General features: G+C 66.4%; 22 protein-coding genes. 6 read left to right on the top strand and 16 right to left on the bottom strand.

The genetic code is table 11. From position 1 onward, the window contains the following. Positions 1-5: 5 nt before the first annotated feature. The 4 genes from prcA to dop form a co-directional block, all read right to left on the bottom strand. Positions 6-815 (bottom strand): proteasome subunit alpha, encoded by an 810-nt coding sequence (prcA, locus tag ACNQS7_RS33075; RefSeq protein WP_418015831.1) that lies wholly within the window; start codon positions 813-815, stop codon positions 6-8. Further along, entirely contained in the window at positions 812-1,672 is an 861-nt protein-coding gene (gene prcB, locus ACNQS7_RS33070; RefSeq protein ID WP_418015829.1) for a proteasome subunit beta, read from the bottom strand. The genes prcA and prcB overlap by 4 nt, the downstream gene beginning before the upstream one ends. Further along, the gene (locus ACNQS7_RS33065) at positions 1,669-1,863 is read right to left on the bottom strand and encodes a ubiquitin-like protein Pup (RefSeq protein WP_055579756.1); all 195 of its coding nucleotides are present in this window, start codon (positions 1,861-1,863) and stop codon (positions 1,669-1,671) included. The genes prcB and ACNQS7_RS33065 overlap by 4 nt, the downstream gene beginning before the upstream one ends. A 93-nt stretch (positions 1,864-1,956) precedes the next feature. After that, positions 1,957-3,453, bottom strand: a complete 1,497-nt coding sequence (gene dop, locus ACNQS7_RS33060) for a pup deamidase/depupylase (RefSeq protein WP_055579731.1) — start codon at positions 3,451-3,453, stop codon at positions 1,957-1,959. 94 nt (positions 3,454-3,547) lie between these two features. Between dop and ACNQS7_RS33055 the strand changes: the two genes are divergently transcribed. Continuing rightward, the gene (locus ACNQS7_RS33055; protein WP_418015828.1) at positions 3,548-4,741 is read left to right on the top strand and encodes a hypothetical protein; all 1,194 of its coding nucleotides are present in this window, start codon (positions 3,548-3,550) and stop codon (positions 4,739-4,741) included. A gap of 10 nt (positions 4,742-4,751) precedes the next feature. Then, positions 4,752-5,396, top strand: coding sequence for a hypothetical protein (locus tag ACNQS7_RS33050; RefSeq protein WP_418016258.1), 645 nt, complete (start codon positions 4,752-4,754; stop codon positions 5,394-5,396). A 31-nt stretch (positions 5,397-5,427) separates the two neighbouring features. Here ACNQS7_RS33050 and ACNQS7_RS33045 read toward each other — a convergent pair whose 3' ends face one another. Both ACNQS7_RS33045 and arc read right to left on the bottom strand, forming a co-directional pair. Next, on the bottom strand, positions 5,428-7,077 hold the full coding sequence (locus tag ACNQS7_RS33045; protein WP_418015827.1) for a PPE domain-containing protein: 1,650 nt from the start codon (positions 7,075-7,077) through the stop codon (positions 5,428-5,430). 243 nt (positions 7,078-7,320) lie between these two features. Continuing rightward, complete coding sequence (arc, locus tag ACNQS7_RS33040; protein ID WP_418015826.1) at positions 7,321-9,150, bottom strand: proteasome ATPase; 1,830 nt, start codon at positions 9,148-9,150, stop codon at positions 7,321-7,323. 274 nt (positions 9,151-9,424) lie between these two features. Between arc and ACNQS7_RS33035 the strand changes: the two genes are divergently transcribed. Next, positions 9,425-10,051: a hypothetical protein gene (locus ACNQS7_RS33035; protein ID WP_418015825.1), complete on the top strand. Its 627-nt coding sequence runs from the start codon at positions 9,425-9,427 to the stop codon at positions 10,049-10,051. Positions 10,052-10,055: 4 nt separating this feature from the next. Next, positions 10,056-10,349, top strand: coding sequence for a DUF503 domain-containing protein (locus ACNQS7_RS33030; RefSeq protein WP_418015824.1), 294 nt, complete (start codon positions 10,056-10,058; stop codon positions 10,347-10,349). A gap of 12 nt (positions 10,350-10,361) precedes the next feature. On the opposite strand, the gene trmI is transcribed toward ACNQS7_RS33030, so the two are convergent. After that, positions 10,362-11,204, bottom strand: coding sequence for a tRNA (adenine(58)-N(1))-methyltransferase TrmI (gene trmI, locus ACNQS7_RS33025; RefSeq protein WP_418015823.1), 843 nt, complete (start codon positions 11,202-11,204; stop codon positions 10,362-10,364). Between the two features lie 84 nt (positions 11,205-11,288). Here trmI and ACNQS7_RS33020 point away from each other — a divergent pair, with 84 nt between their 5' ends. Next, positions 11,289-12,164: a PD-(D/E)XK nuclease family protein gene (locus tag ACNQS7_RS33020; RefSeq protein ID WP_418015822.1), complete on the top strand. Its 876-nt coding sequence runs from the start codon at positions 11,289-11,291 to the stop codon at positions 12,162-12,164. A 77-nt stretch (positions 12,165-12,241) separates the two neighbouring features. Here the strand turns inward: ACNQS7_RS33020 and ACNQS7_RS33015 are convergent, their stop codons facing one another. The 5 genes from ACNQS7_RS33015 to metH all read right to left on the bottom strand — a co-directional run bounded on the left by ACNQS7_RS33015 (position 12,242) and on the right by metH (position 19,128). Next, positions 12,242-13,618: an FAD-containing oxidoreductase gene (locus ACNQS7_RS33015; RefSeq protein WP_418015821.1), complete on the bottom strand. Its 1,377-nt coding sequence runs from the start codon at positions 13,616-13,618 to the stop codon at positions 12,242-12,244. Continuing rightward, entirely contained in the window at positions 13,615-14,097 is a 483-nt protein-coding gene (locus ACNQS7_RS33010) for a DUF4126 domain-containing protein (protein WP_418015820.1), read from the bottom strand. The genes ACNQS7_RS33015 and ACNQS7_RS33010 overlap by 4 nt, the downstream gene beginning before the upstream one ends. A gap of 110 nt (positions 14,098-14,207) precedes the next feature. Continuing rightward, on the bottom strand, positions 14,208-15,053 hold the full coding sequence (gene hisG, locus ACNQS7_RS33005) for an ATP phosphoribosyltransferase (RefSeq protein WP_055579741.1): 846 nt from the start codon (positions 15,051-15,053) through the stop codon (positions 14,208-14,210). Positions 15,054-15,055: 2 nt separating this feature from the next. Further along, complete coding sequence (locus ACNQS7_RS33000) at positions 15,056-15,337, bottom strand: phosphoribosyl-ATP diphosphatase (protein WP_418016257.1); 282 nt, start codon at positions 15,335-15,337, stop codon at positions 15,056-15,058. A 29-nt stretch (positions 15,338-15,366) separates the two neighbouring features. Next, entirely contained in the window at positions 15,367-19,128 is a 3,762-nt protein-coding gene (metH, locus tag ACNQS7_RS32995; RefSeq protein WP_418015819.1) for a methionine synthase, read from the bottom strand. Between the two features lie 449 nt (positions 19,129-19,577). On the opposite strand from metH, the gene ACNQS7_RS32990 reads away from it, so the two are divergent. Beyond that, positions 19,578-20,432, top strand: coding sequence for a PAC2 family protein (locus tag ACNQS7_RS32990; protein ID WP_055579759.1), 855 nt, complete (start codon positions 19,578-19,580; stop codon positions 20,430-20,432). A gap of 90 nt (positions 20,433-20,522) precedes the next feature. Here the strand turns inward: ACNQS7_RS32990 and ACNQS7_RS32985 are convergent, their stop codons facing one another. The 4 genes from ACNQS7_RS32985 to ACNQS7_RS32970 form a co-directional block, all read right to left on the bottom strand. After that, on the bottom strand, positions 20,523-21,716 hold the full coding sequence (locus ACNQS7_RS32985; RefSeq protein ID WP_418015818.1) for an FAD-dependent monooxygenase: 1,194 nt from the start codon (positions 21,714-21,716) through the stop codon (positions 20,523-20,525). An 8-nt stretch (positions 21,717-21,724) separates the two neighbouring features. Beyond that, entirely contained in the window at positions 21,725-22,603 is an 879-nt protein-coding gene (locus ACNQS7_RS32980; protein WP_418015817.1) for an SDR family oxidoreductase, read from the bottom strand. A gap of 24 nt (positions 22,604-22,627) precedes the next feature. Beyond that, positions 22,628-23,863, bottom strand: coding sequence for a cysteine--1-D-myo-inosityl 2-amino-2-deoxy-alpha-D-glucopyranoside ligase (gene mshC / locus ACNQS7_RS32975; RefSeq protein WP_418015816.1), 1,236 nt, complete (start codon positions 23,861-23,863; stop codon positions 22,628-22,630). 217 nt (positions 23,864-24,080) lie between these two features. Further along, positions 24,081-24,869, bottom strand: coding sequence for a 3'(2'),5'-bisphosphate nucleotidase CysQ (locus ACNQS7_RS32970; protein ID WP_418015815.1), 789 nt, complete (start codon positions 24,867-24,869; stop codon positions 24,081-24,083). Positions 24,870-24,887: the final 18 nt, after the last annotated feature.

The following is a 24,887-nucleotide window of genomic DNA, read 5'->3' as shown; positions in this document are numbered from 1 at the left end:
GGAGGCTACGCCGACGAGTCGCCGTTCGGCTCGGCTTGTTTCTCCGGGGTTTCCGGCTGCTGCGCACCCTCCGACGACTCCTCGGCCTCCGCCTCGCCGGACTCCCCGTCCTGCAGCAGCGATTCCAGGGTCGCCCGGTTGATGCGGCGGAATGCCCGCCGCGGACGGTTGGCGTCCAGGATCGCGACTTCAAGACTGGCCACGTCCAGGGAGGGCTGGCCGTTGGTCGCGTTGTCGCTGCTGTTGGCCCGCAACGCGTTGACCGCCACCTTCAACGCATCGCCCAGGTGGGCGTTCTCGGTGTAGGACTCCTTGAGCGCGTTGATGATCGGCTCGGTAGTACCACCCATCACCACGTAATGCGGCTCGTCGGCGATCGACCCGTCGTAGGTGATCCGGTAAAGCTCAGGGGCTTTCGTCTCGCCGTAGTGCGCAACCTCGGCCACGCACAACTCGACCTCGTACGGTTTGGCCTGTTCGGTGAAGATGCTGCCCAGCGTCTGCGCGTAAACGTTGGCCAGTTGGCGCCCCGTGACATCGCGGCGGTCATAGGCATAGCCGCGGGTGTCGGCGAATTGGATTCCACCGCGGCGCAAGTTGTCGAACTCGTTGAACTTGCCGGCCGCGGCGAACCCTACCCGGTCGTAGAGTTCGCTGATCTTCTGCAGCGACCGCGACGGGTTCTCCGCCACGAACAGCACGCCGCCGGAGTAGGCCAGGACGACGACGCTGCGGCCGCGGGCGATGCCTTTGCGCGCGAGCTCGCTGCGCTCGCGCATCGCCTGCTCAGGCGAGATGAAATACGGGAAGCTCACTTCTCACCGCCATCAGGGCCGAAAGTGTCTGCGCGCGAACGACTTTCGATGACTCCCCGGGCCAGCTCGGCAATGCGCCGCTCCGGGATCTCCATCGCCCCGTCGGCGTCGATGGTGACAGCGGTCGGGTAGATACCGCGAACCAGGTCCGGCCCGCCGGTGGCGGAGTCGTCGTCGGCGGCGTCATAGAGCGCCTCCACCGCCACACGGAGAGCCGAATCCGCGTCGGACACTTGGGAATACAGCTTCTTGATCGACGACTTCGCAAAGATCGACCCCGACCCCACCGACTGATATCCCTCTTCCTCGATGTTCCAGCCGCCCGCGGCGTCGAAGGAGACGATGCGGCCGGCCGATTCGGCATCGGCGGCGTGAATGTCGTACCCGACCAGCAGCGGCAGCGCCACCAAGCCCTGCATCGCGGCCGGCAGGTTGCCGCGGACCATGATGGCCAAGCGGTTCACCTTGCCGGCGAAGGTCAGGGGTACGCCTTCGAGCTTTTCGTAGTGTTCGAGTTCGACGGCGTAGAGCCGCGCGAACTCGACCGCGATCGCCGCGGTGCCGGCGATGCCCGTGGCGGTGTAGTCGTCGGTGATGTAGACCTTGCGGACATCACGGCCGGCGATCATGTTGCCCTGCGTCGAGCGGCGGTCGCCGGCGATCAGGACACCACCGGGATACTTCAGCGCCACAATCGTGGTGCCATGCGGCAACTGGTCACCCACGGTTGCGCTGCTTAGGCTCGCGGGCAGCAGATCAGGAGCCTGGCGACGCAAGAAGTCAGCGAACGACGACAGGTCTACGGATCCGGGTTGAGCTGAATTGAGGGACAGGCGATCGGGAAACGACCAGGTCACTGGCCGCCCTTTTGGACGTAAGCGCGCACAAAGTCCTCGGCGTTCTCTTCCAGGACGTCGTCAATCTCGTCGAGCAGATCGTCGGTCTCCTCGGTCAGCTTCTCGCGACGCTCCTGGCCTGCTGCCGTCGCACCGGTGATGTCGTCATCGTCGCCGCCACCGCCACCGCGTTTAGTCTGCTCCTGCGCCATCGCCGCCTCCTGCTTCGTCGTGCGCCGCGGGCGTGTGTCCATTCGCCCGATGGCTTTTCTCTACCCTACCGGTCAGCACCGACGTTTCCCGGCTCAGCTGGTCAGTTGTTCCACCAGTTCGACCGCGCTGTCCACCGAATCGAGCAGCGCACCGACGTGCGCCTTGCTGCCCCGCAGCGGCTCGAGCGTCGGGATCCGCACCAGCGAGTCGCCACCGAGATCGAAAATCACCGAATCCCAGCTCGCCGCCGCGATGTCGGCCCCGAACCGGCGCAGACATTCGCCGCGGAAGTACGCCCGGGTGTCCGTCGGCGGATTGTCGACCGCGGCCAGCACCTGCGGCTCGGTAACCAGCCGCTTCATCGAGCCTCGCGCGACCAGCCGGTTGTACAGGCCCTTGTCCAGCCGGACGTCGGAGTACTGCAGGTCCACCAGGTGCAGGCGGGGGGCAGACCAGTTCAGGTTCTCCCGCTGCCGGAAACCTTCGAGCAGCCGCAGCTTGGCCGGCCAGTCCAGCAGCTCGGCGCACTCCATCGGGTCACGTTCGAGCAGGTCGAGCACCTCGGCCCAGGTCTCCACCACGTGCGACGCGCGTGGGTCCGGGTCCCGGCTGTCGACCAGCTTGGCCACCCGATCGAGGTAGATCCGTTGCAGCGCAAGCCCGGTCAGTTCCCGGCCGTCGGCCAGCGCCACGGTCTGACGCAGTGACGGGTCGCGACTGATCGCGTGCACCGCATGCACCGGGCGCGCCAACGCCAGGTCGGCCAGATCGATGCCTTCTTCGATCAGGTCGAGAACCAGCGCCGTGGTGCCCAGCTTGAGGTAGGTCGAAGTCTCAGCCAGGTTGGCGTCGCCGATGATGACGTGCAGCCGGCGGTACCTGTCGGCGTCGGCGTGCGGTTCGTCACGGGTATTGATGATGCCGCGCTTGAGAGTGGTCTCCAGGCCGACCTCGACCTCGATGTAGTCCGAGCGCTGCGAGAGCTGGAAGCCGGCCTCGTCCCCCGATGCGCCGATGCCTACCCGCCCGGAGCCGGTCACCACCTGCCGGGACACCAGGAAGGGGGTGAGCCCCGCGATGATGGACGAGAACGGAGTCTGCCGCGACATCAGATAGTTCTCGTGCGACCCGTAGGACGCGCCCTTGCCGTCGACGTTGTTCTTGTAGAGCTGCAGCTTCGCCGCGCCGGGGACGCTGGCCACGTGCCGGGCAGCGGCCTCCATCACACGCTCGCCGGCTTTGTCCCAGATCACCGCATCCATCGGGTCCGTGCACTCGGGCGCGGAATACTCCGGGTGCGCGTGGTCGACGTACAGTCGCGCGCCGTTGGTGAGGATCATGTTGGCCGCGCCGACCTCGTCGGCGTCGACGACCGGGGGCGGCCCGGCCGAGCGGCTCAGATCGAAGCCGCGGGCGTCGCGCAGCGGCGACTCGACCTCGTAGTCCCAGCGGGTCCGCTTGGCGCGCTGGATACCCGCGGCGGCCGCATACGCGAGCACTGCCTGTGTCGAAGTGAGGATCGGGTTGGCGGTCGGGTCCGACGGCGAGGAGATGCCGTACTCGACCTCCGTCCCGATAATCCGTTGCATGAGTTAAAGACTACGGTCCCGCCACGACCCCCGATCAGCAGTGGGTGCCTCGCACCGAAATCGACCCGGCCATTCCCGGTTAATCTGAGCCGCCATGAGCCCTTCACTGCGCTCGCGGACACGCCGGGCGACGGTTACCGACGACGCTGAGAGTTGGTTTCTGCAGCGCGGTCTGCCCTCGGTGCTGACGACGCGAGGCAGGTGGCGGCGGCTGTGGTCGCGGTCGGCGCCCGTCCTGGCGGCCTATGCGGGCCTGCACTGCTGGAGCCTGCCAATGTTTTTCCTCACCGACGGCAGGCAGGACATCGTCATCGAGGGGACTCCGTCAGCCCGTGAGTGGGCGCTACTCGGGCTCATCGGACTGGCACCCGTGGCCATGGCCGCTGCCGGGTGGTCCGTGTCCCGCATCGCCGATCGCCGGTACCGGGCGTTGGCGGCGACGGCGGCGGTCACCATCGTGGGCATCGTCGTCGTCATCGAATCCGGCGCGGCCCATCTTCCGGACACGGTGATCACCGCGGTCGTGTTCATGGTGTTGACCGGCTGCGGCGTCGGTTCCGTAGTCGGCTGGACGACACGGATGACGCTGTCGCACCTTGCCTCGATCGGCAGCCTCGCGGTCCGGGCCTTGCCCGTGGTGTTGTTGACGACGCTGGTGTTCTTCAACGGAAACGTCTGGTTGATGTCGGCGACGATCAGCGGCGACCGTCTGGCCTTGGCGGTGCTCTTCCTCGTCGGCATCGCCGCCGCGTTCGTGGTCTCCGCGACCGCGGAGCGGGTGAAACCTATGCTTCGGTCGTCGGCGGTGGCGCCCAAAGACGCCGAGCGTCTTGCCGGTACGCCCTTTGAGACCATGGCCGACCCGCCTGGCCGGCCCCCGCTGACCCGGGCCGAACGCGTCAATGTGATCTTCGTACTTGCTGCGTCGCAGCTGGCACAGATCGCTGTGGTCGCGGCCCTTACCGCTGGGATCTACGTGCTGCTCGGCCTGATCGTGCTGACGCCCGCCCTGCTCAAAGAGTGGGCGCACACCACCGACTATGACGCGACCATGCTGGGCCTGACGGTGCCGGTGCCCGATTCGCTGATCCACCTGTGTCTGTTCCTGGGCGCGCTGACATTTATGTACATCAGTGCCCGTGCGGCCGGCGACGACGATTACCGCTCGAATTTCGTCGACCCGCTGATCGACGATCTGCACGCGACGCTGACCGCGCGCAACCGCTACTGCAATAGGGTGGCAAACCCGCCGGTGACCAGTGTTGACGCCGCTGACCTGGGTGATTAGGTTCACCCTGGTGTCAGCCCCTCAATCTCCCTCAGCAGCCCACCAAGATTCGGGCGACCTTTCCGGAAAACGTTACGGCGAAGTGCTTCTCGTAACGCCTGGCGAGGCAGGCCCCCAAGCCACCGTCTACAACAGTTTTCCGCTCAACGACTGCCCCGCCGAGCTCTGGTCGGCGTTGGATGCCCACGCCATCGCGACCGAGCACGGTGCCGCCACGGCATTGCTGAACGGCCCGCGCTACTGGCTGATGAACAGCATCGAAAAGACTCAGCAGGGTCCGCAGATCATCAAGAACTTCGGCGGCATCGACATGATTCTGCAGGCCACGGTGCTGCTGGCCTCTATGAATCCGGCGCCCTACAGCGTCAATCAGGTCAGCCGCAACACGGTGTTCGTCTTCGACGCCGGCCAAGAGGTCTACGAACTTCAGGACCCGCACGGGCGGCAGTGGGTCATGCAGACCTGGAGTCAGGTCGTCGACCCCACGCTGTCGCGGGCCGACCTCCCGAAGCTGGGCGACCGTCTCAACCTGCCGGCGGGATGGACCTACCACTCGCGGGTGCTTCCCGAGACACTGCGCGTGGACACCACCACGCAGGCCGCCGAGGTGCTGCAGGACGACCTGACCAATAGCTACTCGCTGATCTCGGCCTGAGCCGCGTCGCCGAGTTAGCTGGATGCGCGACCTAGGCGGATTGCCACAGCCGACCGAGGCTGAAGAAGCCTGCTAATCCGGTGCCCATATTGGCCAAACCGGAAAGCGACCCGCTGAACAACGGGCTGATGCTCCCCGGGAAAGCATTGTTGAAGAAGCCCGACATCTGTCCGTTAAGAACTGTTCCGCCGCTGGCCGTGTTGCCAATGCCCGAGATGATGCCGTTCGTGCCGCTTCCGCCGCTGGCCGTGTTGAAGAAGCCCGATACCGAGGTTCCGACGTTATTGAAGCCCGAGCGGGTCAGGCCGGTGTCGGTGATCGCACCAAAACCCGTGTTCACGTCGCCCGAGTTCCACATGCCCGTGTTGACGATGCCGGAGTTTCCAATCCCCGTATTTGTGAAGCCGGAGTTCCAGAAGCCCGTGTTGTAGCTGGCGGCATTCCCCGCACCCGTGTTCAGCACGCCCGCATTACCGAAACCGGTGTTCAGCTCTCCTGCGTTTCCGAAGCCGAAGTTTGCACCTCCCGAATTCCCGATGCCGAAGTTGTCAACGGAGGAATTTCCGAAGCCAATATTGTTGGGGGCGGGCTCACCGACGAATGCGCCGGTATTGAAAATACCGATGTTGCCGCTGCCGGAGTTGAAGAAGCCGATATTGTTGGTGCCCGAGTTTCCGAAGCCGATGTTGCCGCTGCCCGAGTTCAGCAAGCCGGCGAGGTTGATGCCCACCTGATTGTCGCCGGTGAGTCCGATTCCGATGTTTCCGTTACCGGTGTTTCCGAAGCCGAAGTTGTTGTTGCCGGTGTTGCCCGCACCAGTGTTGCCGTTGCCGGCGTTACCGCCGCCCTGATTGAAATTGCCGGCGTTGCCGAAGCCGACGTTGTTATTGCCACGGTTGCCCAGGCCCACGTTGCGGCCGGGATCCGAGCCGAGACCGAAATTGCCGAAACCGACGTTCGCGTTGCCACGGTTTCCGGAGCCGAAGTTGTCGCTGCCGTAGTTTCCGCTGCCGATGTTGTTGTTGCCGAGGTTGCCGCCGCCCAGGTTGGAGCTGCCGGTGTTGCCGTCACCGACGTTGCCGCTTCCGGTGTTGCCGCCGCCTAGGTTGGCGTTACCGATGTTGCCCAGGCCCAAGTTGGGCAGGGTGTTGAGGAATTGCTGCAGACTGGCCGGTATCGGGAAGAGTTGAGCGGCTGCCATCGACGCCCCGGCGTGATAGCCCGTCATCGCCGTCACGTCGGCAGCCCACATTTCTTCGTATAGGCCCTCGACTGCCATGATCGCCGGTGTGCTGAGACCCAGCCAATTCGATCGGACCAGCTGTACAAACGCGCTGCGGTTGGCCGCCACCTCCAGTGGGTGAACCATTGCAGCGCGTGCCGTCTCAAACACGCTGGCTACCGTCTCGGCCTGCGCGGCGGCCCCCTGAGCTTGGCCGGAGGCGGCGCTCAAGAATCCCGCATACGGTGCCGCCGCAGCCGCCATTGCCGCCGCCGCCGGGCCTTGCCACGCCTGACTTACCAGTCCCGAGGTAACCGATGAAAACGACGACGCGGCCGAACCCAATTCCGCCGCCAACCCGTTCCAGGCCGCCGCGGCCTCCAGCATCGGCGCCGAACCCGCACCGACATACATCCGCAACGAATTGATCTCCGGTGGCAAGATCGCGAAATTGACCATCGTGGTTCTCCTATCGATTCACACAGGCGAATTCCTCGCAGAATCGGACAGATATTACGACCACAGCAGTACTGACGCGTCGTTTTTGGCCAAGCACATGTCGGGCTCAAATTGTCGTCTACGTAAAAATTGCCCGTTCGTCGTCAGCTAGTCTCGCCAGTCGAAATCGCGCGATCGCAGTGCAATGCGAACGCCCTTAGACGTTCTTAGTGCTCGTCGCGGCCAGCCGACGGTGGCCGACGATTACAGGTACTGGCCCAGGTTCGACTCGGTGTCGATGGCCCGCGACGCACTCGAAGACTTGCCGGTGACCAGGGTGCGGATGTAGACGATCCGCTCGCCCTTCTTGCCCGAGATCCGCGCCCAGTCGTCGGGGTTGGTGGTGTTGGGCAGGTCCTCGTTCTCGGCGAACTCGTCGACGATCGAATCGAGCAGATGCTGGATGCGCAGACCCGGCTGGCCCGTCTCCAACACCGACTTGATCGCGTTCTTCTTCGCGCGGTCGACCACGTTCTGGATCATCGCCCCGGAGTTGAAGTCCTTGAAGTACATGACTTCCTTGTCGCCATTGGCGTAGGTGACTTCCAGGAACCGGTTGTCGTCGATCTCGGCGTACATGCGCTCGACGACCTTTTCGATCATCGCCCTGATGCAGGCACCGCGGTCATCGTTGAACTCGGCGAGGTCGTCGGCATGCACCGGCAGCGTCTCGACCAGGTACTTCGAGAAGATATCCTGTGCGGCTTCGGCGTCCGGTCGCTCGATCTTGATCTTCACGTCCAGACGGCCGGGCCGCAGGATGGCCGGGTCGATCATGTCCTCACGGTTGGATGCGCCGATCACGATGACGTTCTCGAGCCCCTCCACCCCGTCGATCTCCGAGAGCAGCTGCGGGACGACCGTCGTCTCGACATCGGAGGAGACGCCGGTGCCGCGGGTGCGGAAGATCGAGTCCATCTCGTCGAAGAACACGATGACCGGGGTGCCCTCGGAGGCCTTCTCGCGGGCCCGCTGGAAGATCAGCCGGATGTGCCGCTCGGTCTCGCCGACGAACTTGTTGAGCAGCTCAGGGCCCTTGATGTTCAGGAAGTACGACTTCGCCTCCCGGGCGTCGTCGCCGCGCAGGTCGGCCATCTTCTTGGCCAGGGAGTTGGCCACGGCCTTGGCGATCAGGGTCTTGCCGCAACCGGGCGGGCCGTAGAGCAGCACGCCTTTGGGCGGACGCAAGGCGTACTCGCGGTAGAGCTCCTTGTGCAGGAACGGCAACTCGACGGCATCGCGGATCTGCTCGATCTGGCGGGTCAGACCACCGATGTCCTCGTAGCTGACGTCGGGCACCTCTTCCAGCACCAGGTCCTCGACCTCGGCCTTGGGAATGCGCTCAAAGGCGTAACCGGCCTTGGTGTCGACCAGCAGCGAGTCGCCTGGGCGCAGCCGGCGCGGCCGGGTGTCGTCGTTGAGCGCGTCGGGGTGGCCTTCCGGCAGATCCTCGGCGACCAGCGGCTCGGCCAGCCACACGATGCGCTCCTCGTCGGCGTGGCCGACCACCAACGCACGGTGACCGTCGGCCAGCAACTCGCGCAGCGTGGAGATCTCGCCGACCGACTCGTATGTCCCGGCCTCGACCACCGTCAGCGCCTCGTTGAGCCGGACCGTCTGGCCCTTCCTCAAGAGGGAGGTGTCGATGTTGGGTGAGCACGTCAGCCGCATCTTGCGGCCCGAGGTGAACACGTCGACGGTTTCATCGTCGTGAGTCCCCAACAGCACCCCGTAGCCGCTCGGCGGCTGTCCCAGCCGATCGACTTCCTCCCGCAGCGCCAATAGCTGCTGGCGGGCCTCTTTAAGAGTTTCCATCAACTTGGAATTGCGAGCCGCGAGCGAGTCGATCCGGGCTTCGAGCTGATGCACGTCGCGCGCCGAACGCGCGGGGCTCTGGTGGCCGACCGCGTTATCGAGCTGCTCCCGCAGGGCTGCGGCCTCACGCCGCAGCTGTTCAAGTTCGGCAGCGTCGTCGCTGGACAGGGGGATATCGCGAGGGGTCTTGAATGCTTCAGAACGCTCTGAGTCACCCATGTTGCGCTCCTTTCCCGCACCAGGAATAGGTGTGGCGGATACCCCCAACGCTACCGGTCAACCACGATCGATGTGCGCAGTCAAATGCCGTTTGAAAGTTACAAGTTGGGTCACGCTGGTAATCTCGGCTTCTATTCGGGCCGAGCGAAAGGACTTCTGTGACCACGAAATCCCTAGCCACAGCCGTTCTGACCGCCACGTTCGACCCTGTGGTGGCCCCCGATGTGAATTGCACCGCAGTCGGCTCCACAGCCAGCGATTGAGCCTGTCCCGGATGTCCGGCAACATCTGCGTAACGCTGCGCACCGCCGTCACGGCGGCGGTGGTGGTGCTGGCGACCGCCTGCTCGCACAACACAGCGCGGCAGCTGGACTCGTCCCAGACGCCGGGGCCACCACCGTCCTCGATCACCGTTGCGGCTCCACCGAGCGCTCCCCTGCCGGCGCCCGAAGCCCTTACCGATGTGCTGGTCCGCCTCGCTGACCCGGCCGTCCCGGGGAGCAACAAACTCAACCTCGTGCAAGGTTCGACGCCCGAGGCGGCCGCGGCGCTGGACAGGTTCACCAATGCCGCGCGCGACGGCGGCTACCTGCCCATGACGTTCACCGCGAACAACGTCGCGTGGTCGGCCACCGATCCGTCTTGCGTCATGGCCACCGTCGTCGTCACGACCGCGAATCCGGACCGCCGGGAATTCACCTTCCCGATGGAGTTCGTGCCCAACCAGGGAAATTGGCAGCTGTCCCGCAAGACCGCGGAGATGCTGTTGGCTTTGCAGAACTCCCGCAGTTCGACGGCCTCGTCGTCGGCTCCGCCCCCACCGCCGGTCCCGTCATCGAGTTCTCCTGCGTCCCCGAGTCCGGCGGCAGGGCCAACACTGACGCCGTCGCCGACGCCCTGAGAGCATGTGGATCGGCTGGCTCGAATTCGACGTGCTCTTGGGCGACGTGCGCTCCCTCAAGCAGAAGCGGTCGGTGATCCGTCCGGTCGTCGCCGAGTTGCAGCGCAAGTTAAGCGTCTCGGCGGCGGAGACCGATTCACACGAGCTGCACCGGCGGGCCGGCATCGGCGTCGCCATGGTGTCGCGGGACCGGGCCCACGCGGTGGACGTCCTCGACGCGGCCGAGAGGTTGGTCGCGGCGCATCCGGAGTTCGAGTTGCTGTCGGTGCGGCGGGGGTTTAGCCGCAGCGACGACTGACCAGATGACTGACTAGCCGTCCCGTCCCTCACGCTTGCGGCCCAGCGGCGCCGGCGCGACCGCACCCGGGGCCAGCCGGCGAGTGGCCACCAGAAATGCGGTGTGCCCGCGCATCGTGTGCTGAGGCCGCACGGCCAGACCGACGACGTTCCACCCGCGCTGCATCGTCTCCCAGGACCGCGGTTCGGTCCAGCACTGCTGGGCCCGCACCGCTTCCACCACTTTCGAGAGCTGGGTGACCGTGGCGACGTAGATCAGCAGCACCCCGCCGGCAACGACCAATCGGGATACCGAGTCCAGCACCTCCCACGGCGCCAGCATGTCCAGCACCGCCCGGTCGAAAGAGGCGTCAGCCAATTCTGAATCGGCGACGTCGCTGATGATCAGCTGCCAGTTCTCCGGCGCCTGACCGTAAAAATTCGAGACATTGCGCCGCGCGTGTTCGGCATGGTCCGCGCGCGCTTCGTAAGAAACCACCTCGCCCTGCGGCCCGACGGCACGCAGCAGGGAGAGGGTCAGCGCACCGGATCCGGCGCCGGCTTCGAGCACCCGGGCGCCGGGGAAGATGTCTCCCTCGTGGATGATCTGCGCGGCGTCCTTGGGGTAGATCACCTGCGGTCCACGCGGCATCGACATGACGTAGTCGACCAGCAGCGGCCGCAGCACGAGAAAGTGGGCGCCGTTGCTGGATTTGACGACACTGCCCTGCTCCAGGCCGATCAGGACGTCGTGCGCGATCCGGCCGCGGTGGGTGTGGAACTCGGCGCCCGGCGTCAGGGTGATCGTGTAGTGGCGCCCCTTGGCGTCGGTGAGCTGGACGCGCTCTCCGACGGTGAACGGACCGGTTGCTGACACGGCGTACAGCGTGCCAGCCGACGCGCCGAAGCCAGTGGTCGGGGTTGACCGTGATTTGTCGTAGCCCAGTCCTAGGCTGCGAATATGACGGACTACCCGGAGACACGCGCCAGGCCGGCGCTGTCGCCGTCGCGGGCCGCCGACTTCAAGCAGTGCCCGCTGCTGTACCGGTTCCGGGCGATCGACCGGTTGCCGGAAGCGCCGTCGACGGCACAGGTGCGCGGCTCGGTCGTACACGCCGCCCTCGAGCAGCTGTACGGGCTGCCCGCGCCGCAACGCGGCCCGGACACCGCCTATGCGCTGCTCGACGGCGCATGGGAGCGGGTGGTCTCCGGCCAGCCGGAGCTGGCGGCCGACCTGCCCCCTGAGCTGCGCGCCGAGCTGCTGAGCGAGGCAAAGGCGCTGCTGTCGGGCTACTACCGGCTGGAAGACCCGACTCGGTTCGAGCCGCAATGTTGTGAACAGCGGGTGGAGGTGGAACTCGCCGACGGGACGCTGCTTCGTGGCTACATCGACCGGATCGATGTCGCGGTCACCGGCGAACTGCGCGTAGTGGACTACAAGACCGGCAAAGCGCCGCCGGCCGCACGGGCTGGGTTCGATTCCAGGGCTGAGTTCAAGGCGATGTTCCAGATGAAGTTCTACGCGGTGGCGCTACTTCGTTCCCGGGGCGTGCTGCCCGCCCGGCTGCGCCTGATTTATCTGGCCGACGGCCAGGTGCTTGATTACGCGCCCGACCACGACGAACTGCTGCGCTTCGAGAAGACGCTGATGGCGATCTGGCGTGCGATTCAAACCGCCGGACAGACCGGTGACTTCCGGCCCAGCCCGTCGCGATTGTGCGACTGGTGCCCACACCAGGCGCACTGCCCGGCCTTCGGCGGAACACCCCCGCCCTACCCGGGCTGGCCGCAGTTCACGCCCCAGTCGGCCCGGCGGTCGACCGAGCCGGCGGCGTGAGCCGACAGCCGTCCCCAATTTGATTGCCGGGCAGAGCACTTCGCGTCCGTGAGCGATGTCCATCAAATGATGGAGAATCAGTCGAGCGGTGACATCTCCTGCAGCACCGTGGGAATCAGCTCACTGACCGTGGGATGGATGTGCATGGTGCGCGACAGCGTCGTGTAGGGCGCCTTGGCCGACATCACGTCCAGTACGCAGTGCACGGCCTCGTCGCCGCCTACGCCGAAAATGGCGGCACCCAGGATCTCGTCGGTGTCGGCGTCGACGACGACCTTCATAAACCCTTGCGTTTCACCCTTTTCGACCGCTCGCCCGACACGTGTCATCGGCCGCTTGCCCACCAGCACCTTATGGCCGGCGGCACGGGCCTGCTCGACGGTCATGCCCGCCCGCCCCAGCGGCGGGTCGATGTAGAGCGCATAGGTGGTGATGCGGTCACTGACCCGGCGCGGATCGTCATCGAGCAGGTTGGCGGCGACGATCTCGAAATCGTTGTAGGAGGTGTGGGTGAAGGCGCCTTTGCCGTTGCAGTCACCGAGTGCCCAGATGTGGTCGACATTGGTCTTGAGCTGATCGTCGACCACGATGTAGCCCCGCGCGTCAGTTTCCACGCCGGCCGCCGCCAGGCCCAGGTCGTCGGTGTTCGGCAGGCGCCCCACCGCCAGCAGCAGGTGGCTGCCCGCGACAGGCTCCGCCCCGGGAGTCGGTGTGAGCTCAAAACCCTTATCGGTCTTGGCGATCCGCACGTCGTCAGCGCCGGTGAGGACGTCGATACCCTCACCCTCCAGGATCTCCCGGATGGTGGCCGAGACGTCCTCGTCCTCACGTGAGGCGAGGCGGGGCCCCCGCTCGACGACGGTGACGCGCGCACCGAACCTGCGGTACATCTGGGCGAACTCCAGCGCGATGTAGCTTCCGCCCACCACGACGAGATGCTCGGGCACCGTGTCGAGATCCATGATCGTCACGTTGGTCAGGTAGTCGATTTCGTCGAGGCCGGGGATGTTCGGTATCACGGCCCGGCCGCCGACATTGAGGAAGATCCGGTCGCCCCGGAGAAGCTCGTCACCGACCCTGATGGTGTGCGGGTCCTCGAAGCGGGCGTGCCCGCGAAAGAACGTGGTGCCGTCCATGCCGTCCAGCCATTTCTGGACGCCTTCACGGTCCTTGAGCATGATGTCGTCTTTGCGGGCCTTGACTTTGGCCATGTCGACGGTGACCCGCCCGGTCCCGACGCCGTACTCGGCGCCCCGGCGTGCCAGGTGCGCGGCGTGCGCACTCGCGACCAGCGTCTTGGTCGGGATGCAGCCGTAGTTGACGCAGGTTCCGCCGACGTGCTGGCGCTCGATGACCGCGACCCGCTGCCCTGCAGCGCTGAGCCGGCCGGCGAGCGGCGGCCCAGCCTGACCGGCCCCGACGACGATTGCGTCGAATCGCCGGGTTTCTGTCACAGTGCGGCTGCCCCGGCGACGATGGCGAACGCGCCCAGCACCGCGACGGCGTCCTCCAGCAGCGCGATCGGCAGGTCATGGCCACCGTTCTTGGCGACCAGCGCGCGGCGAGCCTGGAACCCACCTATCGTGCCCAGCACCGCGCCGACGATCCCGGCGCCCAGCGCAGCCCACTTGTGTCCCCAGGCGGTGCCGATGACCGCCGCCGCGAACCCACCCATGATGAGGCGGACGGCGAAGACCGGCGGGGCGGTGCGCGGCGGCGTCTTGGGCAGCTTGTCGTTCACCAGTTCAGCGACCGCAAGCAGGCTCAGGATCACCACCGTCACTAGGTTTCCCACCCAGGACGCCCAGGTGCCGTGCAGATTGAGCCAGCTGAGGAAGACCGCCCAGGAGACCGCGGCCGGAGCGGTCAGCGACCGCAACCCGGCGACGACACCGATCAACAGAGCGAGAAGAAGAACGAGAACCTGCGTCACAGCGATCCCTCCTGGGACAGACGTACAGCCTGGCGACGATAGCGGGAAAGCCCTTGTCCATCACAGCTGTCCCAGCGGGACGCTAACACAGCTACGGCTGAGGCACCGGGTCAGAAACGGCAGAACCTGATGTCGGATGCCAGGATCGCTTTGGCTCCGATGGCGGCGAGTTCGTCCATGATGCCGTTGACGCCGCGGCGCGGCACCAGCGCGCGCACGGCAACCCAGTCCGGGTCGGCGAGCGGCGCGATCGTCGGCGACTCGAGTCCCGGCGTGATCGACGTGGCCTGGTCCAGCGCCGAACGCGGGCAGTCGTAGTCGAGCATCAGGTACTGCTGGCCGAAAACGACGCCCTGTACCCGGGCCACTAATTGGTCGCGGGCCGCGCTGGTGTGGTCCTGCGCGCGTTCGATCAACACCGCCTCCGAATCACACAGCGGCTCCCCGAAGGCAACCAGATCGTGCAGGCTCAGCGTGCGGCCCGAACCCACGACGTCGGCGATGGCATCGGCGACCCCGAGTTGCACCGAAATCTCCACCGCGCCGTCGAGTCTAATCACCGTGGCGTCAATTCCTTTGGCGGCCAGGTCTTTTCGTACCAAATTGGGATAGGCGGTGGCGATCCGTTTGCCCGCCAGGTCGCCGACAGTCCAGTCCCGCCCGGCCGGTCCGGCGTAACGGAATTTGGAGGACCCGAAGCCCAACGCCAGCCGCTCGCGAACCGGCGCATCGGAATCCAGCGCCAGATCCCGTCCGGTGATCCCGAAGTCGAGTTCCCCGGACCCGACATAGATGGCGATGTCTTTGGGCCGGAGGAAGAAGAACTCGACGTTATTGAGCGGGTCGATGACGGTGAGGTCTTTGGGATCGGTGCGACGGCGGTAGCCGGCCTCGGAGAGGATCTCGCTGGCCGGTTCGCTCAGCGCGCCCTTGTTGGGCACCGCGATGCGCAACATGCTCACAGCTTCCGGTAGATGTCGTCGAGTGACAGCCCGCGGGAGATCATCAGCACCTGCGTCCAGTACAGCAACTGGCTGATCTCCTCGGCCAAGGCGTCGTCGGGTTCGTGCTCGGCGGCCAGCCACACCTCGCCGGCCTCCTCCAGGATCTTCTTGCCCAGTGTGTGCACGCCCGCGTCCAACGCGGCGACGGTGGCGCTGCCGGCCGGCCGGGTGCGGGCACGTTCACCGAGTTGGGCGAACAGCTCCTCGAAGGTCTTCACGACCAGCGATTGTTTCAGACGTCGGCGCAACCGGCCGCGGGTAGGGCTCAGTCCTCCGGGTTGTAGCCGAGGTTGGGGGCGAGCCAGCGCTCGGCTTCCTGCATGGTCCAGCCCTTGCGCTTCGCGTAATCGGCGACCTGGTCCTGCGCGATCCTGCCGACCACGAAGTACTGCGACTGCGGGTGGGAGAAGTACCAGCCGCTGACGGCGGCACCGGGCCACATCGCCATCGACTCCGTCAGCTCGATACCGGTCCGCTCCTGGACGTCCATCAACTTCCACAGCGTCGCCTTCTCGGTGTGCTCCGGGCAGGCCGGGTAGCCGGGGGCAGGGCGGATCCCCCGGTATTTCTCACCGATGAGCGCCTCGTTGTCCAACTCCTCGTCCGGTTGGAATCCCCAGAACTCCTTGCGGACCCGTTGGTGCATCCGTTCGGCGAACGCCTCTGCCAGCCGGTCGGCGATCGACTCCAGCAGAATCGCGTTGTAGTCGTCGAGGGCAGCCTTGAACTCCACGATCTTCTCCTGGCTGCCGAGCCCGGCCGTGACGGCGAACGCGCCGACGTAGTCCGCCAGACCGGTGTCCTTGGGTGCAATGAAGTCACCCAGCGACCGGTTCGGGATGCCGTCGCGGTGCTCGCCCTGCTGGCGCAGGTTGTGCAACGTGGTCAGCACCTCGGTGCGGGTGTCGTCGGTGTAGACCTCGATGTCGTCATCCACCGCATTCGCCGGGAAGAACGCGATCACCCCGTTGGCAGTCAGCCACTTCTCCTTGATCAGGGTGTCGAGCATCTCCTGGGCGTCGTCGTACAACTTGCGGGCAGCCTCGCCGGTGGCCGGGTTGTTGAGGATGTCGGGGAACCGGCCCTTCATCTCCCAGGCGTTGAAGAACGGCTGCCAGTCGATGTACTCGCGCAGCTCGGCCAGGTCGTAGTCGTGAAACTCCCGCACGCCGAGCCCCTGAGCGGGCACCGGCGGCGTGTAGCCGTCCCATTCGATCGGCGTCCGGTTCGCGCGGGCCTTCCCGAGCGGCAACATCGGCCGCTCGTTCTTCTGGGCGTGCCGCTCGCGAAGCGATGCGTAGTCCTTCTCGGTGGCCTCCAGCAGCGCCGGACGCTGCTTGTCGTCGAGCAGCGCGGCAGCAACCGGCACCGAGCGGGAAGCGTCCTTGACCCAGACGACAGGACCGCTGCGACGCGGCGCCACCTTGACCGCCGTGTGGGCGCGCGAGGTGGTCGCGCCACCGATCAGCAGCGGGATCTCCAATCCCTCGCGTTCCATTTCGACGGCGAAGTTGACCATCTCGTCCAGGGACGGGGTGATCAGGCCGGACAGCCCGATGATGTCGGCGTTGTGCTCCTTCGCCGCGTCCAGGATCTTGCTCGCGGGCACCATCACCCCGAGGTCGATCACTTCGTAGTTGTTGCACTGCAGGACGACCCCGACGATGTTCTTGCCGATGTCGTGGACGTCGCCCTTCACCGTCGCCATCACGATCGTGCCGTTGGTGTCCTTCGTGGTGACGTTGGATTCTTCCTTCTCCGCCTCGATGAACGGCAGCAGGTAGGCGACAGCCTTTTTCATCACCCGGGCCGACTTCACGACCTGGGGCAGGAACATCTTGCCGGAGCCGAAGAGATCACCGACGACGTTCATGCCGTCCATCAGCGGGCCCTCGATCACCTCGATCGGGCGGCCGCCCGCGCCGGCGATCTCGGCGCGCAGTTCCTCGGTGTCGGCGTCAACGTGGGCGTCGATGCCCTTGACCAGGGCGTGGGTGATCCGCTCGCGGACCGGGAGGTTGCGCCATTCCTGGACGACCGCGTCATCGGTCGTCTCCTTGCTGTTGAATCGTTCGGCGATCTCCAGCAGACGCTCGGCCGCGTCCTCGCGACGGTTCAGGACGACGTCCTCGATCCGGTCCCGCAGTTCGGGGTCGATCGAGTCGTAGGGCACCAGCGCACCCGCGTTGACGATGCCCATGTCCAGGCCGGCCTTGATGGCGTGGAACAGGAACACCGCATGGATCGCCTCGCGGACCGGGTTGTTGCCCCGGAACGAGAACGACACGTTCGAGATACCGCCGGAGATGTGCACCCCGGGCAGGTTCTCCTTGATCCAGGCGCAGGCCTCGATGAAGTCGATCCCGTAGGTCGCATGCTCCTCGATGCCCGTCGCCAGCGCGAAGCAGTTCGGGTCGAAAATGATGTCCTCGGGCGGGAAACCGACCTCCTCGGTCAGGATCCGGTAGGCGCGCCCGCAGATCTCCTTGCGGCGCTCCAGGTTGTCCGCCTGCCCCTGCTCGTCGAAGGCCATCACGACGACGGCGGCGCCATATTTGCGGCACAGCCGCGCCTCGCGGATGAACTTCTCCTCGCCCTCCTTCATGGAGATCGAGTTGACGATCGGCTTGCCCTGCACGTTCTTCAGGCCCGCCTCGATGACCTCCCACTTGGAGGAGTCGATCATCACCGGGACGCGGCTGATGTCGGGCTCGGCCGCGATCAGCTTGGTGAACCGGTCCATCGCGGCGACGCCGTCGATCATGCCCTCGTCCATGTTGATGTCGATGACCTGCGCACCGACCTCGACCTGCTGCAGGGCGACCGACAGGGCGGTGTCGTAGTCCTCGGCCTTGATCAGGTTGCGGAACCGGGCCGAACCGGTGATGTTGGTGCGCTCTCCGATGTTCACGAACAGGGAGTCGTCAGTGATGTTGAGCGGCTCGAGGCCCGAGAGCCGGGTGGCCACCGGGATCTCCGGCAACTTGCGCTGCGGCTTGCCCTCGACGACCTTCGCGATCTCGGCGATGTGCGCGGGCGTCGTGCCGCAGCAACCACCGACCAGGTTCACCAGGCCGGCTTCGGCGAAATCAGCGATGTAACCGGCTTGACGCTCCGGGGACTCGTCGTACTCGCCGAAGGCGTTGGGCAGGCCGGCGTTCGGGTAGCAGGAGACGAAGGTGTCCGCGATCCGTGCCACCTCGGCGATGTAGGGCCTCATCTCCGGCGCCCCCAGGGCGCAGTTCAGGCCTACCGCGAGCGGCTTTGCGTGCCTGATCGAGTTCCAGAACGCCTCGGTGACCTGACCGGACAATGTCCGTCCGGACGCGTCGGTGATGGTGCCGGAGATGATGATCGGCCAGCGCCGTCCGCGGTCCTCGAACAGGGTCTCGACGGCGAACACCGCCGCCTTGGCGTTGAGCGAGTCGAAGATCGTCTCGATGATGATGATGTCGGCGCCACCGTCGACTAGGCCGTTGGCGGCTTCGAGGTACGCGGCGACCAGTTGGTCGTAGGAGACGTTGCGGGCCCCGGGGTCGTTGACGTCCGGGGAGATCGATGCGGTCCGCGTCGTCGGTCCGAGCGCGCCGGCGACGTAGCGGGGCTTCTCCGGAGTGCTGTACTCATCGGCGGCCTTGCGGGCCAGCGCGGCGCCGGTGTAATTGAGCTCGTAGCTCAGTTCCTGCATGTCGTAGTCGGCGAGTGAGACCGCGTTCGCGTTGAACGTGTTGGTCTCCAGAATGTCGGCGCCCGCCTCGAGGTACTCGCGGTGGATCCCCTCGATGATGTGCGGCTGCGTCAGGCTGAGCAGGTCGTTGTTTCCGACCAGATCGCTCGGCCAGTCCTTGAACCGCTCACCGCGATACCCGGCCTCGTCCGGGCGGTCGCGCTGGATCGCCGTGCCCATCGCACCGTCGATCACCACGATCCGCTGGCTTAGCGCGGCCGTCAGCTCATCGGTGCAGTCGGGGCGGATGTTCGGCACGAAGGTGTCGGTGTCAGAGGCACTCACATACGTTCCTTCCATAGCGGAAGGCGTCCTTAACTCTGCCGAGCGTGGCGGATGCCGGGTTAACCGGATATCCGTTGCAACGCCTCTCGACCAGAAAAGTCTACGTCGTCACCCGACCCCTGGACGCCCAGATCGACTCGACCCGCTCGCCGAACGCGGCATCCTTGGGCGCCAGCCAGCGAATCTAGTCGGCAATCTCGTAATTACCACGGTAAACGAGATTCCAACCAGACCTATTTCACATCCGGCTGCCGTCACACAAAATTTAGGCGGACTATGGATATGCGGGTTTCGGGCAGCCCAGCGAGATTGCCACCACGGTTGCCAGCAGGACTTCAGGCACGACCACTGCGGCGAAGTCGACGACGTGACGCTTCCGGCAGCCACACCCGCATTGGTGCCGCTTCACCACGCCGTAGGCTTACTGGGTGACTTTGCCGGATCGCGGGCCGGGTGACGACGACATGCTGCCCCAGCTGCACAACACCGTCGTCGTCGCGGCTTTCGAGGGCTGGAATGACGCCGGCGACGCGGCCAGTGACGCGGTGACCCACCTGGCCGCGATCTGGGACGCGCTGCCGATCGTCGAGATCGACGACGAGGCGTACTACGATTACCAGGTCAATCGCCCGGTCATCCGTCAGGTCGACGGCGTCACCCGGGAGCTGGAGTGGCCGGCGATGCGTATCTCGCACTGCCGACCGCCGGACAGCGACCGCGATGTGGTGTTGATGCACGGCGTGGAGCCGAACATGCGCTGGCGTACCTTCTGCGACGAGCTGCTGGCGGTCATCGACAAGCTCAACGTCGACACCGTCGTCATACTCGGGGCGCTGCTGGCCGACACACCGCACACCCGGCCGGTGCCGGTCTCCGGCGCGGCCTATTCCTCGGACTCGGCGCGCATGTTCGGCCTGGAAGAGACCAGGTACGAGGGCCCGACGGGCATCGCCGGGGTGTTCCAGTACGCCTGCGTGGCCGCCGGCATCCCCGCGGTGACATTCTGGGCGGCGGTGCCGCACTACGTCTCGCACCCGCCCAACCCGAAGGCGACCGTGGCGCTGTTGCGGCGCGTCGAGGAAGTGCTCGATGTGGAAGTGCCGCTGGGCGATCTGCCGACCCAGGCCGAGGCGTGGGAGCAGGAGATCACCGAAATGGCCGCCGACGACGAGGAGCTGGCCGAGTACGTGCAGTCCCTCGAGCAGCACGGCGACGCCGCGGTGGACGTCAACGAGGCGCTCGGCAAGATCGACGGCGACGCGCTGGCCGCGGAGTTCGAGCGTTATCTGCGGCGCCGCCGGCCCGGGTTCGGGCTTTAATCCTGCTGGGTCTGCCAGCCAGGCGCGGGTGAGCGCCCGCGTTTTGCCGACGACACGCCGGTCCGGGCGGCATTTTGCGGACTTTCGGGACTAGGGAAGCTCCTCCGAGCCGGTGCGCAACATGGCGACCACGGGTGACGGCGGGCCTACCAAGGCTGCGGTGATCCGCCGGTTAACCGATCGAAGCCATCCCAGCCGCAACATGGTGCGGCGTTTCCATAGCTGAAAAGGCGACGACGGCAGGTAGCGGCTGGCCGCGTCACGGGCCGCTTTCTGCGTGAACTCGATCTCCGGGCGCCACAGCTGTTCGTAGAAGTCCAGCGCCCGGTCCACCGATGACGTGCGGCGGAACTGCTCGGCCAGCACGTAGGCGGCGCCGACGGCCAGCGAGGCACCCTGACCGGCCAGCAGCGACACCGCTGAGCAGGCGTCACCGATCAGCACCACCCGGTTCTTGCGCCACTGCGGCATGACGACCTGGGCGACCTCGTCGTAGTAGATCTGCTGCGGGGGTGGGCAGCGCTGCAATGCCTCGGGCACCACCCAGCCCATGTCTGCGTAGGCGGCACGTATCGCGGCCCGCGCGTCCTCCGGCAGTTGCCGATCCGGCGCGCGGTGCACGGCGAAAACGGCCACCTTCCCGTTGCGCAACGCGACGAAGCCGATCTGCCGATCCATGGTGTCAGTCAGGGCGACGTCGTCGCCGACCGCTTCGCGGATGGTGGGAGCGTCGAAAACGAAAGCGGCGGTGTGGAATCCGAGGTAGCGGACGTAGTCCGCTTCGTCGCCGAACACCAGAGAACGCACGGTCGAGTGGATTCCGTCGGCGCCTATCAGCAGATCGGCCTCCAGCGTTTCCCCTCCGTCCAGCGTCACGGTGACACCGTCGCCGTGATCATCGACGCCGGTGACCGTGGCTCCGTACCGCAACTCGACGTCGTCGGGCAGGTTGTCCCGCAGAATCTTTTCCAGGTCGGGGCGCAGCACGCTGACCAGACGGCCGCGCAGCGCACGGTCGATCTTGACGTATGACACGGCGGCGCGGCGGCGGCCCTGTTGGTCGACCAGGCCGGCCTCGTCGAAGTTGTAGCCGGCATCCCGGATGGCCGGCAGCACGCCGATCGCCTCGGCCGCGTCAAAGCCGGCCCCGAAGAAGTCGATCAGGTAGCCGTGGGCGCGGGGACCGGTGGCGCGTTCCAGCAGCACCACCTCGACGCCGAGGGAGGACATGCGTTCCGCGGTGGCCAGTCCGGCAATGCCCGCGCCGCAAACGACGACTTTCACGCCGGCTGCTACTTCTCCAGTTCCTGGGTATATGCGCTGGTGGAACGGCCGAGCGCGAGAACCTGGGCGTCCATTTTCGGCATGATCTCGGCCGCGGTCTTGAGGATCGCGGACTCGCCGATGCGGGTCGACAGCACCGGCTTGAGCCAGCGCATCGCCGCCACCCAACCTGGGCAGTACACCCGGGTCTTGCGGCCCTCGATCCCCTTGACGAACGCCGCGGCGCACTTGTTGACCGAAGTGGTCCTGTTCAGCGGCGGAGGCAGCTTGGACAACAACTCGTCGAAGGCCGGCAGGTCGCCCTTGGTGTCGCGCACCAATGCGGTGTCGATCCAGGACATGTGCGCCGACCCGACGGTGACGCCCTGGTGCGCCACCTCCAGCCGCAGCGCGTGAGCCAGATGCTCGACCCCGGCCTTGGACATGTCGTAGGGCACCATTCCGGGCGCGGCGGCGTAGGCAGCCAGCGAGGACACGATCAGCACGTAACCGCGGCGGTCGATGATCGAAGGCAGCGTGGCGCGGACGGTGTAGAAGACGCCCATCAAGTTGACGTCGATGACCCGCTTGACCGCCTCGGGATCGACCGTGAGCACCGAGCCGTAGCTGGCGATGCCGGCGTTGGCGACCACCACGTCGATGCCGCCGAACTTCTCGACGGCCTGGTCCGCGGCGGCCTGCATTGCTTGCAGGTCACGCACGTCGGCGACGACGGTCAGCACGCGGCCGTCTCCGCCGAGTTCGGCTGCGATCGACTTGAGCTCGGCTTCGCCGAGGTCGGTCAGGACGAGCTTGGCGCCCTTGTTATGCAGCCTGCGGGCGACCTCGGCGCCGATACCGCGCCCGGCGCCGGTGATGAAAACGACCTTGTCCTGCACCGATGTCATGGCGCAAAAGGTACCACCGCAGGCTTACAGGCCGATTCCCAGCAGTGCGTCGACGGCGGTGGCCACCAACCCTGGCGCCGTCTCGTCGTGGCCGCCGTATTCCAGCGCGTCCGTCGTCCAACCATCCAGCGCCGCAATCGCTTTCGGTGTGTCGAGGTCGTCGGCCAGGTAGCGGCGGACCCGGGCCAGCGCGTCGCTGGCGTCGGGTGCGGCAGGTAGCGACGTCGCGGTACGCCAGCGGTCCAGGCGGGTGTGCGCCTCGTCGAGCACCTGCCGGCTCCAGAACCGGTCAGCCCGGTAATGCCCGGCGAGCAGACCCAGCCGCACCGCCGACGGGTCGACGCCCTGGGAGCGCAACTGCGATACCAGCACCAAGTTGCCCCGGCTCTTGGACATCTTGTGCCCTTCCCAGCCGATCATCCCGGCGTGCACGTAGTGGCGGGCGAATCTGCGCTCGCCACTGACACATTCGGCATGGGCGGCGGTGAACTCGTGGTGTGGGAAGATCAGGTCGCTGCCGCCTCCCTGGATGTCGACTTCGCTGCCGATCCGGCTGAGCGCGATGGCGGCGCATTCGACGTGCCAGCCCGGGCGACCGGCTCCGAACGGGGACGGCCAGCTGGGCTCCCCGGGCCGGTTGACGCGCCACAGCAGCGCGTCGAGTCCGTCGGTCTTGCCGGGCCGGTGCGGATCACCACCACGCTGTTCGAACAGGTCCAGCATGGTTTCGCGGTCGTAGCCCGATTCGTAGCCGAACTGCAGGGTGGCGTCGGCCCGGTAGTAGACGTCCGGATATTCGCCGTCGACGACGTAGGCCGCCCCGGAGGCGACCATCTTTTCGACGAGCTCCACCATTTCCGGGATCGCCTCGGTGGCACCGACGTACTCGTGCGGCGGCAGCACCCGCAGCGCCGTCATGTCCTCGCGGAACAGCGCGACCTCCCGGTCGGCCAATTCGCGCCAGTCGACTCCGTCGCGGTCGGCACGTTCGAACAGCGGATCGTCGACGTCGGTGACGTTCTGCACGTATTGCACGTCATGGCCGAGATCCAGCCACAGGCGGTGGATGAGGTCGAATGTCAGGTAAGTGGCGGCGTGGCCGAGATGCGTTGCGTCGTACGGCGTGATGCCGCAGACGTACATCGTGGCCTTGCGGCCGGGGGTGACGGGACGGATCTGCCGGTCGGCGGTGTCGTAGAGCCGCAATTCGGGGCCGCGTCCGGGTAACGCCGGGACCGGCGGGGAAGACCACGACCGCATGCGTCGACTTTAGGCCCGGTGACGATGCGCCCCGCGCAGCGGGGCGCGGTGGGGGTCCCCCCAGCCGCGAAGCGGCGAGGGGGCGAGGCGGGCAATCCAACTCGAGCCCGGTGACGATGCGCCCCGCGCAACGGGTGTGCGCCCACGGCTTCGCGTGTGCGTGTACCGCGGCAATCGAGGCGATTTTCCGCCGTGGGCGCACGCCCGATGTCCCCGATCACCACCAGGACTGCCGGATGGCGTCCAGCAGAATCGGCGCCAGCTCGGCGCGGCACATCACGAAGTCGGGCAGGTAGGGATCGAGCTGGTTGTACATCATCGGCGACCCGTCCAGACGCGACACGTGCATCCCCGCGGCCTGCACCACGCCCGCCGGCGCGGCCGAATCCCATTCCCACTGGCCCCCGGCGTGCAGGTAGGCGTCGGCGACCCCGTCGATGATCGCCATGGCCTTCGCGCCTGCCGAGCCGATGCGCACCAGTTCGATGTCGAGGATCTGGCGGATGCGGTACAGGATCGCCGGCGGCCGGTTGGCGCTGACCGCGATCCGGATGACGCCGGGGACGCCGACGGGTGCAGCGCTCGCGGTGACGGTGTCGCTGCGGTAGACGATGTTGCCGCGGGCCGGCAGCGAGACCGCAGCGTCGGTGATCTGCCGCCGGCCATTGCTGGGACGCTGCCACAGCGCGATATGTACCGCCCAGTCGTCGCGCCCGCGGGTGGAGAACTCGCGGGTGCCGTCCAGCGGGTCGACGATCCAGACCCGGTCGGACTTGAGCCGGACCAGATCGTCGTGCGCCTCCTCGCTGAGCACCGCGTCTCCTGGCCGCTCGACCTGCAGGCGGCGCAGGATCAGGGCGTTCGCCAGACGGTCTCCGGCGTCGCCCAGCTCCCACGGGTAGTCGAAGCCGACCTCGTCGCGCACTTTGAGCAGCAACTCCCCCGCCTCGGCGGCGAGGTCGGCGGCCAGCGCGGCATCAGTCTGGTCACGCGCGGCCGGGTTCACCGCCCCAGTATCGCCGAC

The sequence above is a fragment of the Mycobacterium sp. 23 genome (assembly GCF_048287075.1).
GTDB classification, from domain to species: Bacteria; Actinomycetota; Actinomycetes; order Mycobacteriales; family Mycobacteriaceae; genus Mycobacterium; species Mycobacterium gordonae_B.
The sequence above is the reverse complement of the archived record's forward strand: the minus strand, read 5'-3'. Positions and strand labels throughout refer to the sequence as shown.